This is a genomic window from Mycolicibacterium sichuanense (assembly GCF_033741125.1).
GTDB lineage: Bacteria > Actinomycetota > Actinomycetes > Mycobacteriales > Mycobacteriaceae > Mycobacterium.
The window spans coordinates 752,641-769,114 of the sequence record NZ_JAWQPU010000001.1 but is presented as its reverse complement, the minus strand read 5'-3'; the positions used below and the strand labels follow the sequence as shown (position 1 = coordinate 769,114).

Sequence of the window (16,474 nt, the reverse complement as noted above, 5' to 3'; positions counted from 1 at the left end):
CATGGTGGTCGACGGCGACGGCAGCTCAGTTAGGTAACTTCCAAGTAGCGAGCCAGTTCCCAATCGGGGACGTATCCGTCGCGCAAGGCTTCGTAGGTGGATATCTCCGAAACACGTGATGCCGCATAGTGTTCGACGAAGTCATCTCCGTACCATTGGCGGGCCAGCCCTGAGTCGTGAAGTGCCGCGGCGGCCGCGCGCAGATTCCCGGGGAATGGCTTCGCTTCAGCGTCGGCGTAGGCGGCGCCGGTGGAAGCTCTCGGCGGTTCGATGCGATTGCGAATGCCGTGGAGGCCGCCATCGAGGCTAGCTGCAATGGCAAGGTAGGGGTGGAAGTCGGCTCCTCCTCGGCGGTGCTCCAACCGCGTCGCCGACCGGGAGTCGGTGATGACGCGCAAACAGGCGGCCCGATTGTCGATTCCCCAACTGATGTTGGTGGGCGCGAAGAACTTTGGATCTAACCTCCGGTAGGAGTTTGCGTACGGGCATTGGAACACAGAGAGTTCACCGGCCGTGGCCACTACCCCGCCGACGTAGTGCCGGAAGGTCTCCGACATACCTGTGCTCAGCTCATCTTCGGGGCAGAAGACGTTCTGACCGTTGCGCAGCAAGCTCTGATGCAAGTGGGCTCCAGCCCCTTCTTGTTTCATGTGGGGCTTGGCGACGAAGCTCGCGAGCATGCCGTTGCGTCGCGCAACGTCCTTGCAGGCCTGTTTGAACCGTGCTGCGTTGTCTGCGGCTTGCAGCGGGGGCACCGGAGAAAGGGCTGCCTCGAGCATGCCGTACCCGAGCTCGGTGGAGAACGCTTCGACCTCGATGCCGTAGGACTCCATGGCCGAATCGAGGTCGGCGACGAACTTGCCGTGATCGGGCCAGCGATGAACACTGAGGGTTTGTCGGGTACGACCGACAGGTCGCAAACGGGTGGGGTGCTGCTCCCGCAGTGCCGTCTCACCATGCTCGTCGACCTCATAGAGGTAGAACTCCAACTCGACGCCGATCAGCGCATCGAAGCCGGCCTCTGCTAGCCGCGCACACGTTCGCCGCAATGCCGAGCGCCCGTCGAATTGCACGGGTTCACCCGTCTTGGACTGGACGTCGCAGATGACGGCGGCGACTCCGTCCTCATTTGGTGCGGGGCGCAGGGTCGACCAGTCCGGTATGGCGAAGAAGTCAGGGAAGCCGTGGTCGGCGCTGGCGATCGGCACGTCATAGGCGCCGTCGTCGACGCTGAGGGCGTAGAAGAACTCGGGCAGGCCAATGCCCCCCTTGGAGAGTGCCTTCTCCACGGTGACGTACTTGCCGCGCAGGCGCCCGTCGGTGTCGATGAACTCGACGCGTACGCGGCGGGCGTCGAGTCGTTCGAGCATTTCCCCTGCATCCATTGGTGAATTCTTTCGGATCTTCGAGGCGCCGGTGCCGTTCTCCGCGACCGGGAGCATGCTGACAGTGTCACTGGACATGTGGCGCCTCCTTGTTCTCCTGGCCGGCCGACGCGTGGAGATTGGGCTTAGCACTAATTGACGGGTCCTCGCTCTGGACAGCCTCGTCAATCCCAGCCTCGCCGAAATCTGATCGCTTTGCGCCGATGATCCATCCAACGACGGCCACGACGAGGTAAAGCAGGGGCGACCAGGTAACGACTGGTGACGTCGATCCCGTGAGACCCGCGAAGTTGATCAGCACGATCGCGAGGAAGACCGCGAGCGCGACACCCGCGACGAGCGGCGACAGCGTCGTGATCCAGAGTCGACGGTCCTTGGCTCGCCTGAAGTAGACGAAGATCGCCAACGCACACATGATCTCCAGGGCGAAGATCGCGACCGAGCCCAGCACGCCCAGGATCGCCGCCACCTTGAGGTAGGGGTCCAGTTGAGCGAGCCGGCAAGCGATGAGGACCGCGCAGATGACCACGGCGAGTGCGATTCCCGAGTTCGCAGGTGAGCCATGCTTGGGGTGCACCCGGGACAGGCGTCCCTTCGGCGCCAGCGCGCGCGACATGTTCAGCGTGTACTGCGCTGTGGTGTTGAAGACGACGATCAGAGTCGCGAACAAGCTTGTCATCAGGACCACTTCGAACACGACCCCCATCCACGCACCCAGATTGGCACTGGCAACCATGGGTACCAACTGACCCGAATCGGGGCCTTGCGCGATCGCGATGGCCTTGTCGGCGCCAAGCCCGGCCAACACCACCCAAGCACCCAACCCGAACGTGGTGAACAAGATGACGACACCGATCATCGTGGCACGTCCGATCGTCTTCTCCGGGTTGCGAACGTGGCTGGTGAAGACGGCTGTCACTTCGAATCCCACGAAGCACAAGAACGCTAGCGCTAGGGCGAAACCTGGTGACCCACTGAAGATCTGCGCGGGTGAGAAACTCGTCACCGGGAAAGCTCCCGGCCCTTGGCGGACGACGACGGCGATGGCCAGCGCCGCGAGGATCGCGAACTCGACCATGAGGAACCCGGCGGTAACCAGAGCGCTCTCCTTCACGCCTAAGTACATGAGTACTGCAGCGATGACGACGAAGCCGATGCCCCACACCACCCAATCGAGGTCAAGGCCGAACCGCGTCCGGAAGAACGTGCTGGCGAAGTACGACAGCAAGGCAGCAACGAAGATCGTGATGACGGCGTACGCGGTGGTGGCGACGAATCCCGCAGAGAGGCCGGCCCGCCCGCCGAGACCAGCACGGATGAATCCGAAGAACCCGCCGGCCGAGGGCAGAGCCTGAGCCATCGCGGCGTAGCCGAAGGCGAACACTACGAGCACCACGCCGACGAGAACGAATGCCCCTGGTGTGCCAATGCCATTGCCCACGCCGAGCATTAGGGGAACGGTTCCCACTACGACTCCGACGGGGGAAGCCATCGCCACGACCATGAGGGCCAAGGTCATCGTGCCCATCAATTTTCGCGGTGGCGATGACGCTGGTGTTTGAGCTTCGGTGACCATCTTTCGTTTCCTCACCTGTCAGGAGCCCGCCTGGAATGGAATGCGGCGGTGTGAGGAGGCACACTATCACCGTCTCACGATTCGATGGAACTAGTAAAATAGTGATGCATAGGGCCCGGCTAGATAGCTCCCCGCCACTAGGCCCGCCTCACCTCTATGCACCACCACTAGGGCACGCGGTATGACGGACGGCCCGCCATGGCGTACAGCAGCTTTCGATCAGTTACAGCCATCGACTCGGCTTAGATCTCGACCAATACATCGCTATATTATTACTTCCATAGGATCGTGAGACGGTGTTAATGTTCGTCGATACCAGTGGTCGAGTAGCCCGCTGCCGAACCCCTCACGAATGAGGACACACATGCCCACCAACGCCCAAGTCGCCGTCTTGCGGGCCGGGTCGGACCACCTGTCCGTCGAGGACGTCGAACTGCCCGATCCCGGACCAGGTCAGGTACTCGTTCGCAACCTCGGCGCCGGCGTCTGCCACAGCCAACTGCACGAGATCCGTGCGCAGCGCGACCAGACGTACTTATTGGGCCACGAAGCCTGCGGGATCGTCGTATCCGTGGGACCCGATGTTCGACTGGTTGCGCCTGGGGACGCAGTGTCGGTGTCCTGGGTGCCGCGGCCCGGCGCAGGAACACCATGGAGGGCTGGCGCCGCGCTCGCGAACGGTGAGTACGCCTCCACCGACGAGATGGTCTTCACCTGGGGCACGCACAGCCTGATCGATCAGCGCTACGCGGTGCGCATCCCGCCTGAGATAGCCAGCGACGTTGCGGCGGTCCTGGGATGTGCGGTGCTGACGGGCGCATCCGCGGTGGTACGAACGGCCAAGGTCGAACCCGGTGCGAGCGTGGTCATCTGGGGCGCCGGCGGAGTAGGGCTTTCCGCGATCGCGGCCGCCAGGCACGCCCAGGCTAGACCCATCGTCGCCGTCGATGTCTCCGATGAAAAACTCTCGCTTGCATACGATTTCGGTGCTACACACACGGTGAACGCCGCCCACACCGATCCGGTCGCGGCGTTGCTCGAGATCACGGCGCATGCCGACGGGCCTTCAGGCGCCGACTACGTCTTCGATTGCGTCGCTCAACAGTCGACCCTCGGCACGGCTCTGGCGGCGGTTCGCCGCGGGGTGCTCGGCAGCTCACGCGGTGGACATCTCGTCATCGTCGGCGTACCAGCTCCGGGAGTCGGCGTTTCCGCTCGCGAGCTTCTCATCGGGCAGAAGACGGTCACCGCGAGTCTCGGGGTGCCCACAGACATCGGTACCGAGATTCCGCTGCTCGCGCAGTGGTGTGAGGGCGGCGACATCGACCTGCAGGCACTGGTCACCAATCGCTATGAACTGCAGGACATCAACCGGGCGATCTCCGATCTCGCCGGTGGCCGAGTCCGCGGCCGCGCCATCCTGACCTTCCCCTAGATCCACCCCACGAACACATATATGTCTCTGTCCCACATAGGAGTTGATGTGAGCACCCACGCACTGTCCGTAGCCGATGCATACCGGCAGATGGCCACCATCCGCCGATTCGAGGAGCAAATCCTCGAACTCGGCCGCGAGGGAGTGATCGCCGGATCAATCCATCTGTGCCTGGGCCAGGAAGCAATCCCAGTCGGGACACTGGCAGCATTGCAGGACCAAGACAGGGTGCTCTCGACCTACCGCGGACACGGGTGGGCGCTCTCCTGTGGCACTGACCCCGAAGCACTGATGGCCGAAATTGCCCAGCGCGGCACCGGCGTCAACGGCGGCCGCGCCGGCTCCCCGCTACTCAGCGATCCTGACAACGGGTTCCTTGGCGAGAACTCCATCGTCGGTGCCGGCGTTCCCATCGCCGACGGGGTCGCGCTGGCCTCCCAATACTTCGACACCAACCGTGTCGTGGTCACCTCGATCGGCGACGGCGCCATGAATCAAGGATCGACCACTGAGGGGATGATATTCGCGGCTTCGCGCAACCTTCCGGTCATCTTCTTGTGCGAGAACAACGGTTGGGCCGAGATGACCGCGATTTCCGGTATCAACCGTGTTGCGGATCTAGCCGAACGCAGCCGCGGTCTCGGTATCGAGAGCCATGTCGTCGATGGCAACGACCCATTCGCCGTCTATGGCGCGGTGGCCGCCGCGGCCGAGACCTGCCGTCGCGGGGAAGGCCCAGTGCTACTTGAATGCAAGACGTTTCGACTGTCCGGGCACTACAACAAGGACATCGAGCACTACCGCCCGAAAGAGGATGCTGACGCCGCCCGGGACGGCGATTGTCTGCCGCGGTTGATCCGTCTCGCCCTGGAGCAGGGCACGCTGTCCGAAGACGACATCGATGACATCGATGAGCAGGTCTACACCCTGATCGACGACGTCGCCCGACGAGTGCGGGCGATGCCCGAACCGACAGTGGCCGACGTGTATGCCCACGTCATCGGCCCCGACGAGGGCGACGATTCCCGACCCCACAGTCCGGTCGAGCCGGCCAAGGATCTGACATACCTGCGCGCGATCAATCTCGCGTTGCGAACCGAGATGGACGACCGACCCGAGGTCGCCATCTGGGGAGAGGACGTCGGGTTCGCCGGCGGCATCTTCGGCGTCACTCGTGGGCTGCAGAAGGATTACGGGGACCGGCGGATCTTTGATACGCCAATTGCCGAAGCCGCGATCCTCGGAGCCGCAGTGGGCGCGGCGATGGAAGGCATGCGGCCGGTCGTCGAGATCATGTGGGCCGACTTCCTGTTCGTCGCGCTGGATCAGATCGTCAACCAGGCGGCGAATGTCCGCTACGTCAACCGTTCTCGGCTCACCGCACCATTGGTCGTCCGGATGCAGCAGGGCGTTACTCCGGGATCGTGTGCTCAGCACTCGCAAAGCATCGAGGCCATTCTGGCGCACATTCCAGGAATCAAAGTTGGGCTACCCGCCACGGCACAGGACGCGTATTCGATGACCCGCGCCGCCGTCGCCGATCCGGATCCGACGATCCTGATCGAGCATCGCAGTCTCTATCAGGAATCCGAGCCGGTGACCGCCGGCGGTGTCGTCGAGGCCGCGGCCGGCGCCCGCAAGCACCGCGATGGTTCTGATTTGGCGATCATTACCTGGGGTTCGATGCTGCACCAAGCCCTCTCTGCTGCCGACGAACTCGCTGCGACGGGTATCCACGCAACTGTGCTCGATCTGAGATGGCTACGGCCACTCGACGATGCGGCGATCGCCGAGGTTGTCCACGCTAGCGGGGGTCGGGTCATAGTGGCGCACGAAGCAAACCTCACCGCTGGATTCGGCGCCGAAATCGCCGCCCGCATCGCCGAACGTCACTTCGACGCCTTGACCGCACCCGTCGTCCGCATCGGTTTGAACGACCTGCGCATGCCCTCAGCGCCCGCCCTGCAGGCTGCCGTGCTGCCACGTGCGGCCGACATCGTCGACGCTGCACGCAAACTGGTGACCCTCGCCCGGGTGTAGGACGAGCCGGGACAACAGCATGAGCAGTGCGGGAGCCAGTGGTGCGCATCGGCGTGGACGGAAGGAACCCCCATGACGCTCGACGTCAGAACTTGCCCTCGGACCGGAGGCTGACCCGACGTCATGCTCGTCCGGTCGTCAGCCAATGTCGCGAGCACTCTCTGGCTCATCTCGAAGTACTCGGAACGTGGGGCGGATTCCGAATCCGATCGAATCCGCCCACTTCCGCCTCGGGCGGCCAATCTGCGCGAACATCGACGCTGCGCCTCAAGCGGTTCCTCGACGGGTGCCGTTGCGGTGTAGCCGGGAGACGCAACGAACTAGTGCATCTACGCCACGTCGAGCAACACCTCGGCACGCCCCATCCCGCCGCAGACCCAGCTTCTCCTGAGGAAGCACCCGCTTCAACTCGACCCCACGATGAGGACCACCGATGCCGATAGCAGTGACAATGCCTGATCTCGGGGAAACCGTGACCGATGCCACGATCAGTAGATGGCTTCGCTTCCCCGGCGATTTCATCGTAAAAGACGAGCCGCTTGTTGAAGTCTCCACCGATAAAGTCGATTCCGAGATCACCGCGCCAGCCTCGGGCCGACTCACCGAGATCTTCGCTAACGAGGGGGACGTGTCGCCGATCGGCGCCAATCTGGCGCTGATCGACGACTCGCAATCAGCGACCGACGTAGACATCCCACAGGGCCATCCGTCCGAAACACCCGTGGTGACAACGCATGCGCACTTAGTTCCGGCGACGAGCACAGTCGATGCGCCGCACACGAACGAGCACCCCGCTGCGGCCATGACATTGCCGACCGGGGTCAGTCACACCCCAGGGACTCCTTACGTCACACCCCTGGTGCGTCGCCTGGCCACCGAGCTCCACGTCGACCTCACTACGGTTACAGGAAGCGGCGTGGGCAACCGCATCCGCAAAGCCGACGTCCTCGCTGCAGCCGACACTGCCGCAGCTGCCACCGCTGACGAAGAACCCACGAACGCCACGCACGACGGGAAGTCCGCAGCCAACCCCTACCTCAGCCCGCTGGTCAGCCTGACCATCCAACAGCGTGGGCTGGACATTTCGACCTTACGGGGTAGCGGACGCCACAACCGCATCCGCATAGCGGACCTCTCCCTAAATCAGCGACGTACCCTCACGGCTGTCGCGAATCGGCCAGATCGCACCGAGAAGCTCACACGACTGCGAAAGGTCATCGCCAACCGCATGGTCGAATCACTTCACACCTCAGCACAACTGACCACCGTCGTCGAAGCCGACCTCACCGCTATCAACCAACTCCGGGGGCAATACGGAGCCGCGTTCGCCGCCGCGTACGGCACCAAACTCACGTTCACCAGTTTCTTCTTGCGCGCCGCGATGGACACCCTCGGCGACTTCCCGGCATTCAACGCTTCAGTCGATACCGCCGACGGCACCGTCACCTACCACGGCGCTACACACCTCAACGTCGCCGTGGACACCGACCGCGGGCTCTTGGCCCCGGTCATACGCAATGCCGATGCACTCGATATCGCTCAAATGGCCACCGCTGTAGCTGATGTCGCGGATCGCGCTCGCGCCAACACCCTTACTGTCGACGACCTGTCAGGGGGAACGTTCACCGTCACCAACACGGGATCCCGCGGTGCGCTCTTCGACACGCCCATCATCAATCAACCCCAAGTCGCCATCCTCGGCACCGGCGCCGTCGTTGCGCGCGCCACCGTCATACGCGATGACGGTGGCAAGGAGACGATTGACATCCGCAACATGGCCTACCTCGCCCTAACCTACGACCACCGACTCATCGATGGCGGGGACGCTGCCCGATTCCTCACTTCGGTGAAGGCCAGGCTTGAAACCGCTGACTTCTCTTTAGAACTAACAGGCACTACGTAAGGGTCTGCTGCACGATCAGGTGACAGTTTGACCTGACCCACCGTTTGGGTTCCAGATTCGGTGACTAAGTGACGGCCTGTACGAAAGGCTGACCGTCATGCCCCGCCCCTATCCTGCCGAGTTCCGGGCGCGTGCGATCGCGCTCGTGCGTGCCGGCAAGCCGCAGAAACAGACCGCTGACGACCTCGACATCCACCCGGTCACGCTGTCGAAGTGGATCAAGCAGGACGATATCGACCGCGGGGTGCGTCCCGGTGTCCCGACGAGCGAATCAACAGAGTTGCGAGCAGCGCGGCGAAGGATCCGCGAGCTGGAAACCGAGTTGGCCATAGTGCGCCAGGCCGCCACGTTCCTCGGTGAGGACAAGCCCCGCCCAAAAGGATCTACCCGGTGATCGACCGACTGGTCGGCGCCGGGGCGCCTGTAGATCGCTGCTGCGTCATTCTTGGTGTGACACGCCAGAACTACTACAAGCACAAGCGAAAACCGACCACAGCCACCCAGTTGCGCCGTCAGTGGTTGACCGGGCTGATCCGCGAGATCCACGTCGCCTCACGCGGTACCTACGGTTATCGTCGCGTCCACGCTGAACTCACCCTCGGTATGGGAATCACGGCCTGCCCACGCACGGTGTCGGTCCTGATGACCCTTGCCGGCATCTACGGTTTGCCGGGTCCAGTGCGGGTGAAACGCCTGCGCGGGGTGGTCACTGCTGATGATCTGGTCCATCGCAAGTTCCACCGACTCGCGCCAAATGAGTTGTGGGTCACTGACATCACCCAGCACAGGACCCGGGAAGGATGGCTGTACTGCTGTGCTGTGCTCGACGCGTTCAGCCGCCGGATTGTGGGCTGGTCGATGGACTCGAAGGCCGATGCCACGTTGGTGGTCAACGCGTTGGATATGGCCATCCGCAACCGTCGCCCGGCACCTGGCGGCATTGTGCATGCCGATCACGGAACTCAGTTCACCTCTTGGGTTTTCGGGGAGAAGATCCGTTCTGCCGGGCTCGTCCCGTCGTTCGGGACGATCGGTGACGGCCTGGACAACGCCATGATGGAAAGCTTCTGGTCCTCGATGCAGATCGAGCTACTCGACCGTCAAAAGTGGAAGACCCGCACCGAGTTGGCCAACGCCATCTTCGACTACCTGGAGATCTTCCACAACCGCCAACGCCGCCATTCCGCGTTGAACTACCGCACACCGATCGAGTACGAACTATCCTTCACCAACGACACCCTCACCGCAGTCAGTTAGCCACCGCGACTGGAACCCAGCAGGTAGGGCAGGTCAAGATGTCACCTATTCGTGCAGCAGACCCATCTATGTCGCTCCCGCCGAGTCTGCAGACATCGACGAACTATCCAACCTGTATGGCATCCGCCAAGCCAGCCTCGAACCCACCTACAGCCACTGGCGTGCAATTGGGCCACAGTCCATGGCGGTCGTCGGCGCTGTCGACGAAGACATGCGAGCGGCGCTGTCTCAAGACCCAGGCCCAGCGGTTGTTGGAGTACTCGACTCTGGGATCAACACCGCCATTCTCGAGCCATGGGTCATGGCAAGAGAGAGCTATGACCTCGGAAGCGAGCAAAATCCCGAGCATGGGACATTCGTTGGCGGACTCATCCTTGGCGGCGGCGCACTAAACCCTGGCGAGGCATGCTTCGAGGGCGACTCGGCGCGTCTGATCGATGGTCAAGTGTTACCCGCGGGACCATCCGGCATCGGCGAGCTCGAATTGCTGGAACGGATTACCGAAGTGGTCCGCAGACATCCAGAGGTCAAGATTTGGAACTGCTCATTCGCCCGGCGAAACGAGCTCCGGCCGGTTGAATACTCAGTTTTTGCAAGCGAGATGGATGCGCTTTCAAGCGAACTCGAGATTCTGTTCGTACAGGCGGCAGGCAACTTTGAAGATGGCGGAGGACGTCCATGGCCACCTATCGATCCGCTCAGTGATGGCATTGCTAGCCCGGCCGACTCGGTGAACTCCTTGGTGGTTGGGTCTATTTCTCATAGGGGTGGACGAACCCCGGTTGGCGCACCGGCAAGCTACTCCAGGCGGGGTCCGAGCTTCGGCGGCCAAACCAAGCCAGACGTGTCGTTTTGGAGCGGCGACGTCGGACCGCTCGGCGAAGTCCCATACGCAGGTATCAGGTCATTGGTTCCCAACGACCAAATTGCAGAGGGAGTGGGCACATCCTTCGCCACGCCGCTGATCAGTGCTATTGCCGCGAACGTATGGTCGGAAATAGACGATGTAGAGGGCGTCGACGCGGCACCAGCGTTGATCAAGGGCCTCATTGTGCACGGGGCGGCAACCAACAGTCGAGAACTCGTCGCGAATCACAGGAACTATTACGGCGCCGGAATCCCCTTCAGCGGAACCAAGACTCTGTTCGAAGATAGCAATTCCTTCACCACGGTCCACGACGTCACACTCGCCAGCAAGATCAGCTGGTTGCGCGCTCCGTTCCCGATCCCTGCCTGCCTTCTAACGCCAGACGGCAAGCTCAGGGCCGAAATCTTCATGACCATCTCCTATAACCCGATCTTGGACCGCGCTTGCGGGCAGGAAGCTGTTCGCACATGCGTCGATGGGAGTTTCGGCGTTGTGGACCGAACTGGCGAGACCATCAAGATCACTGGGAAGGCCCCCGAAGAGAAGACCACGGGGGCGCACCCCTGGGAATCCGATCTCGTTGCCGCAGGCAAGTGGAGCCCGGTACGAACGCACCACGCGCGGTTTCCACGTGGCTGCGCCGGCGACGAATGGGGCTTAAAACTAAGCCTCACCGAGAGGCACGACTACGAGGACGGCATCGAGCAAAGGGCGTACGCCATCGTCACATTGCGCGGGCTCGATGACGGCCTCCCAGTGCACGCTGACGGACTGCAGGCAATCCAGCAGCTTGCCCTCTGGAACGCACCTTTGAGTGTCCGAACGTCAGTAACTGTCGAGGTGTAATCGTTCGAGATGGTTCCCATTCGATCGTTAGCGATGCGAATGTTCCCAAACGTGTTCCCAAGTGGCATGAAAACGGCTCCCGGAGAGATCTCCGGGAGCCGTTTTGCCTAGTAGCGGGGACAGGATTCGAACCTGCGACCTCTGGGTTATGAGCCCAGCGAGCTACCGAGCTGCTCCACCCCGCGACGGGTGAACACAAGGTTACCGACCCCCGGGCACAGCTCCAAATCGCGTGCTCAGCGCATCACGGAGGCCGGATCGTAGCGTCGCGCGAGCGCCCGCAGCCAGTGCAGCGCGTCCTCGTTGTAGCAGCGCGACGGCCGCTCCGGATCGGCCGAGGCCGCGAAGTTCGGCAGCTGCCCACCCGTCGCCCACGGGGCCACCGCCTCGACCACCTCGGCGGCGTGCCCGACGACGGCGTCGGCCACCTCGGGCATCAGCACCCCGATCGTCGTCAGCGCGACCGCGGCGTTGCGGTGGCAGAACGCGCTGCGGTGCCGCGGCTCGCGGGCCAGGGCGCCACCGAGCAGCCGCAGTTCGACGATCGTCTGCGGGGAGCCCGCCGCCGGCCCGCACAGCGCCAGGATCGCCTCGACGGTCTCGGCGGTCAGCTCGCGCAGCAGGGCGTGGCCCTCGTGCACCGGCATCGGGTCCACCGGATCGGCGTGCACCGCGCCGATCGCCGCGTACGGCAGCACCCCGACCGCGTCGATCAACGCCGGCGCCGCCGCGCGCATCGGCTCCAGCAGGCGCGCTGCCGCCTCGAAGTCACCCACCGCGGTGTAGCGCACCGCCACCGTCATCCGGCCCGCCAGAGGCTCGGGAATGCCCGGCAGCGGGGGCAGCTGCTGGACGCACAGCGACGTGTTCGCCTCCTCGGGCAGCGCGGCCGACCACCGCTGCCACTCGCGCATCACCACGCCCGCCTGCGCACCGTCGAAGTACAGTGCCCCACCGTAGAATTCGGCGATCGGCAGCAGGTCGATCTCGACCGTGGTCACGATGCCCAGCAGCGACTTGCCGCCGCGCACTCCCCAGAACAGGTCGGCGTGGTCATCGGGTGTGACCCACAGCACCTCCCCCGCACCGGTGACGAGTTCGAAGGCCCGCACGTGATCGGCCGACAACCCGACCGTGCGCACCAGCGGGCCGATGCCGCCACCGGTCAGGTAGCCAACCACCCCGACCCCGGGGGCCGACCCGCACAGCGGCGCCAGACCGTGCGGTGTGGCCGCGTCGAGCACGGTCTGCCAGCGGACACCGGCCCCGACGCGGGCGGTCCGGGTCACCGGATCCACCACGCAGCCCGTCATTCCGGTGGTGAGCACCAGGATCGCGTCGGCGCCGGTCGGGACGGCCCCGTGGCCGGTGGCTTGCACGACCACCCGCATGCCCCGCTCCCCGGCGAACCGCATCACGGCCGCGACGTCGCTGGCCGTCGAGGCGAACACCACCGCGGCCGGGCACACCGGCACCGCCACGTTCCACGGCATGGCCCGGTCATAGACGCGTTCACCTGGCAGGGCGACGGGTGCGGTGACGTGGCTGCGCAGTTCGGTCACCTCGACGTCCGGCGCCTCGGTCGGGGCGAGGGGGCTCATAGTGGGTTCCTTTCAGCGGGACGGGCGTTCGATGGCACGACCATCACCCATGCCGCTTGGCGGGACCTTGGCGCCGCCGTGGCCGCCCGATCCAAGAAACGTCCAAGCCCGCCTAGCAGAGCCTCAGGGCGGCGGCGCGCAAGGTGTTCATCCCCAGCCGATCGGCCCGCGCCGCGACGTCGGTCGCCAACGCGCGCCGCTGCGCCTCGGACTCGGCCAGCTCGGCGGCCAACAGGTCACACCGCACCAGGGTGGGCACCGCCCCGGTGCGCCGGCCCATCTCGCGGGCCGACTCGAGATCACCGGCCGCGTGGGCGCGGTCCCCCAGCAGCCACCGCAGGCGCGCAGTCGCCAGCGCCACCGGGCCGACGACGCCGATCTGCCCGATCACCGCGACCCGGTCGCCGAACGGCTCGAGCTCCTCGATCAGCGGCCGGGCATAGTGGGCGTGCCCGCCGTCGGCGGCCAGATGCGCCAGCAGCGCCAGATGACCCAGCGTCGTCCACACGTGCGGACGTTCCCGGGTGGCGAGCCACTCGGCCAGGATCGTCTCCCCCGCCGTAGCCACCTCCGGCCCGTCGGCCACCGTCAGCAGCGCCGCGCGGACCAGATTCAGCATGTCCTGCCCGCCGGTCTCCGGGGTCGCCGCCATCGCCTGCCACTGCGGATCGATCGGACCGCCGGTCTCTCGCAGCAGTGACACCTCGGCCATCAAACCGCTTCCCGCGCCGTACAATTCGGTCTGCTCATGCACGTAGGCCGCAATGCCGTGGTGCCGCTTGGCCTCGGCGAAGTCGCCGCGCCACACCGCCAGCACCGCCTCCATCCACCGCAATTGCGCGCGCAGCACCGGCAGCTGCATCTCCTCGCTACCCTCGATGCCCGCGGCCAAGCGACGAATCGTCTCGTCGACGTCGCCCAGGTTCATCGCGGCCATCGTGCACACCGAGTTCGCGATGACGCGGTCTTCACGAGACCTGCTGTGCTGCAACACATTCAGCCGATCTGACCACGCCAGTGCCTGCTCGCTGTGGGTGGCCACCCCGGAATAGGTGATCAACTGGCCCACCAGCACGTCGGCGACGACGTCGGAATCCCCCGTGGTCTCCGCCAACCGCTGCGCGTGGTCGAGGTGGGCCGCCGGAACCGCGGGATCGGGGTCGTAGCAGTGCCCCACCGCGAGGGCGGCCAACACCCGCGCGCCCGCGCCCGCGTCGCGATCGGCGACCTCGGCGGAGCGCTCGAGCAGCACCAGCAACTCACCGGGGTCCTCGCCGGGCGCCAGCCACGGCCATCCCCCGCTGGCCCTCAGCAGTGCGCTGGCCACCCGGCCCGCCGTGGCGGTGCGACCCGCCCGCAGCGCCTCTGTCAGCTGCTGCTCGACGGTCTGTAGCACCAGACGCCCGCGCCCCGCGCGCGAATGCGCGTCGAGCATGGCCACGGTCAGGGCATCGCGCTCCTCGTCGTCGCGCGCCGCGACGGGCAGCCGGTCGTAGGCATCCAGTGCCGCCTGCCACCACGTCGCGGCGATGTCCGAACTCCAGCGCTGCGCGGCGTCCTCGGCGGCGCGCCGGCACGCCCGCACCACCACGTCGGGCTCCACCAGAGGCTGCGCCGCCACCAGGTGCTGGGCTCGCCGCGTCAGCGCGTCGGCACCCACGCCGTCCTGGAGCACCTCGGCGATCTTGGCGTGCAAGCGTTGTCGGCGCAATGCGGGCAGGCTCGCCATCAACTGCTCGCGAAGCAGTCCGTGCGCGAAGGCATATCCGTCACCGGCGTGCGACGGGACGACGATGCGCTCGTCGGCCGCCTCGTCGAGGTAGTCGGCCAGGGTGTCGATGTCCAACCCGGTCGCCTTCGCCAGCACCGGCACGTCGACCTCGTCGCCGACCACCGCGGCGGTGCGCAGCATCTGCAGCACCGCAGGATCCAGGCCGGCGAACCGGCGGTCCAGCACGGCCTTCACCGCGACGGGAATCTCGTTGCCCTGCCGCTCGTCTCGCGGCAGACGCGCGTACTCGCAGACGAAGAACGGATTGCCACCGGTCCGCACGGCCAGGGTCGCAGCCTCGGCGTCGGTGACCACCTCGTCGGCCACCTGCGTCGCCAGCGCGGCCACGTCCCGCGACGACAGCGCCGGCACCTCGAGGTGACGGTTGTGCGGCCCGCGGGCCACCGTGCCGAGCAACCGCCGCAACTCCGGGCTTGGCTCGCCGTCGCGGACCGTGACGACCAGCGCGACGGGATGTTCGCGCAGCGCACCGGCGATGTAGGCCAGGCAGCCCGTCGACGCCGAGTCGGCCCACTGGACGTCGTCGACCACCACCGCCCGGACGTCGCCAACCGACTCGAGGAGGGACTGAATGCGTTCGTAGACCTGGAATCTCGCGATGTCCGGGTCGGCGTTCGCCGGCACGCGGAGAAGCTCGTCGGCGTCACCTCCGAGTGCGCGGACCAGCTGGCGCATCGGCCACCACGGCGGGGTGCCCGACTCGTCGGGACAGCCGACCCACACCACGCGCCCGCCGCCATCGACGACCCGGGCCGCCACCTCCTCGGCCAGACGGGTCTTGCCGATCCCGGGAGGCCCCGAGAGCACCAGCCAACGGGTCGCGCCGGCTGCCACGTCGTCGAGAAGGCTTGCCACCGTGCTCAACTCGCGATCCCGACCGACCAGGCTGGCTCGGGGCGGGGTCTCTTGCGACGTCACCGGCGCGACGTGACCCGTCGGGGTGGCGACCTGGGCCGCGCCGGTCCACTCGGGCTGGCGCGGCCAGGCCGCGAGCTCGGGAGCCTGACGCAGGATGGCCGTCTGCAGATCCCGCAGTTCGGCACCCGGCTGCAAACCCATCTCGTCGTCGAGCATCCGGGCGTGGCGGGTGAAGGCCGCCAAGGCATCCGAGGTGCGACCGGCGCGATACAGCGACAGCACGTGCAGCCAACATCCCCGGTCGGACAACGGGTCGGCCGCACTCAGCTGCGTGGCGGCGCTCAGCGCCGCGGGAATGCGACCGAGGGCCAGCAGCGCACTGATCCGGTAGTCGAGGCAGTCCCGACGCAGCTGCTCGGCCAGCGCCGCCTCCGGGGCGACCCACGGCTCGTCGCCCAGGTCCTCCAGGAAGGGACCGCGCCACAGCGCCAGCGCAGTGTCGGTCTCGGCGAGCGCCCCCTCCCACCGCGATGCCTCGATGGCGGCGGCGGCGCGCCCGAGGAACGCGCCGAAGACGGTGAGGTCGACGTCGTCGGGTCCGACGGCGAGGTAGTACCCCGGGGACTGCCTGACGATCGGCGTGGCCACCTGCGACCCGGTACCACCACCGCGCAGGGCCCGCCGCAGGTTGGACACGTAGGCCTGCAGGCTCGCCGTCGCACTCGCCGGAACGTCGTCACCCCAGACGGCGTCGATCAGGCGGTCCACCGATACCACGCTGCCGCGCGCCAGCAGCAGCACCGCCAGCACGGCACGCTGCTTGCGTGGCCCGACGTCGACGAGCACCTCGGTGTCGTTCGCCGGGGCCGCGTGCACGACCTGCAGCGGTCCCAGTAACCGATAGCGCACGCGT

General features: G+C 65.7%; 8 protein-coding genes, 1 tRNA gene and 1 pseudogene. 5 read left to right on the top strand and 5 right to left on the bottom strand.

Annotated features, from left to right (window positions below; genetic code table 11):
• Positions 1–29: 29 nt before the first annotated feature.
• Positions 30–1,463: a glutamine synthetase family protein gene (locus SBI80_RS03665; RefSeq protein WP_318973047.1), complete on the bottom strand. Its 1,434-nt coding sequence runs from the start codon at positions 1,461–1,463 to the stop codon at positions 30–32.
• Positions 1,453–2,889, bottom strand: coding sequence for an APC family permease (locus SBI80_RS03660; RefSeq protein ID WP_318973670.1), 1,437 nt, complete (start codon positions 2,887–2,889; stop codon positions 1,453–1,455). Before SBI80_RS03660 ends, SBI80_RS03665 begins: the two co-directional genes overlap by 11 nt.
• 436 nt (positions 2,890–3,325) lie before the next feature.
• Between SBI80_RS03660 and SBI80_RS03655 the strand changes: the two genes are divergently transcribed.
• The 5 genes and pseudogenes from SBI80_RS03655 (at position 3,326) to SBI80_RS03635 (ending at position 11,310) form a co-directional block, all read left to right on the top strand.
• Positions 3,326–4,396: a zinc-binding dehydrogenase gene (locus tag SBI80_RS03655; RefSeq protein WP_318973046.1), complete on the top strand. Its 1,071-nt coding sequence runs from the start codon at positions 3,326–3,328 to the stop codon at positions 4,394–4,396.
• A 48-nt stretch (positions 4,397–4,444) separates the two neighbouring features.
• Positions 4,445–6,436 (top strand): alpha-ketoacid dehydrogenase subunit alpha/beta, encoded by a 1,992-nt coding sequence (locus SBI80_RS03650; RefSeq protein ID WP_318973045.1) that lies wholly within the window; start codon positions 4,445–4,447, stop codon positions 6,434–6,436.
• A gap of 451 nt (positions 6,437–6,887) precedes the next feature.
• On the top strand, positions 6,888–8,339 hold the full coding sequence (locus SBI80_RS03645; protein ID WP_318973044.1) for a 2-oxo acid dehydrogenase subunit E2: 1,452 nt from the start codon (positions 6,888–6,890) through the stop codon (positions 8,337–8,339).
• Between the two features lie 97 nt (positions 8,340–8,436).
• Positions 8,437–9,596 (top strand): annotated as a pseudogene (locus tag SBI80_RS03640) (IS3 family transposase).
• 181 nt (positions 9,597–9,777) lie between these two features.
• Positions 9,778–11,310, top strand: a complete 1,533-nt coding sequence (locus tag SBI80_RS03635) for a S8 family peptidase (RefSeq protein WP_318973043.1) — start codon at positions 9,778–9,780, stop codon at positions 11,308–11,310.
• Positions 11,311–11,421: 111 nt separating this feature from the next.
• On the opposite strand, the gene SBI80_RS03630 is transcribed toward SBI80_RS03635, so the two are convergent.
• The 3 genes from SBI80_RS03630 to SBI80_RS03620 all read right to left on the bottom strand — a co-directional run bounded on the left by SBI80_RS03630 (position 11,422) and on the right by SBI80_RS03620 (position 16,470).
• A tRNA-Met gene (locus SBI80_RS03630) sits at positions 11,422–11,495 on the bottom strand.
• 51 nt (positions 11,496–11,546) lie between these two features.
• Positions 11,547–12,911, bottom strand: coding sequence for an FAD-binding oxidoreductase (locus tag SBI80_RS03625; RefSeq protein ID WP_318973042.1), 1,365 nt, complete (start codon positions 12,909–12,911; stop codon positions 11,547–11,549).
• A gap of 112 nt (positions 12,912–13,023) precedes the next feature.
• Positions 13,024–16,470, bottom strand: a complete 3,447-nt coding sequence (locus SBI80_RS03620) for an ATP-binding protein (protein WP_318973041.1) — start codon at positions 16,468–16,470, stop codon at positions 13,024–13,026.
• Between the last annotated feature and the right edge of the window lie 4 nt (positions 16,471–16,474).

What these genes read in the sequence shown, in the direction of transcription:
- SBI80_RS03665 (WP_318973047.1), bottom strand. Translation starts at nt 1,463, where the DNA reads ATGTCCAGTGACACTGTCAGCATGCTCCCGGTCGCGGAGAACGGCACC.
- SBI80_RS03625 (WP_318973042.1), bottom strand. Translation starts at nt 12,911, where the DNA reads ATGAGCCCCCTCGCCCCGACCGAGGCGCCGGACGTCGAGGTGACCGAA.
- SBI80_RS03655 (WP_318973046.1), top strand. Translation starts at nt 3,326, where the DNA reads ATGCCCACCAACGCCCAAGTCGCCGTCTTGCGGGCCGGGTCGGACCAC.
- SBI80_RS03660 (WP_318973670.1), bottom strand. Translation starts at nt 2,889, where the DNA reads ATGGTCGTGGCGATGGCTTCCCCCGTCGGAGTCGTAGTGGGAACCGTT.
- SBI80_RS03645 (WP_318973044.1), top strand. Translation starts at nt 6,888, where the DNA reads ATGCCTGATCTCGGGGAAACCGTGACCGATGCCACGATCAGTAGATGG.
- SBI80_RS03635 (WP_318973043.1), top strand. Translation starts at nt 9,778, where the DNA reads ATGGCGGTCGTCGGCGCTGTCGACGAAGACATGCGAGCGGCGCTGTCT.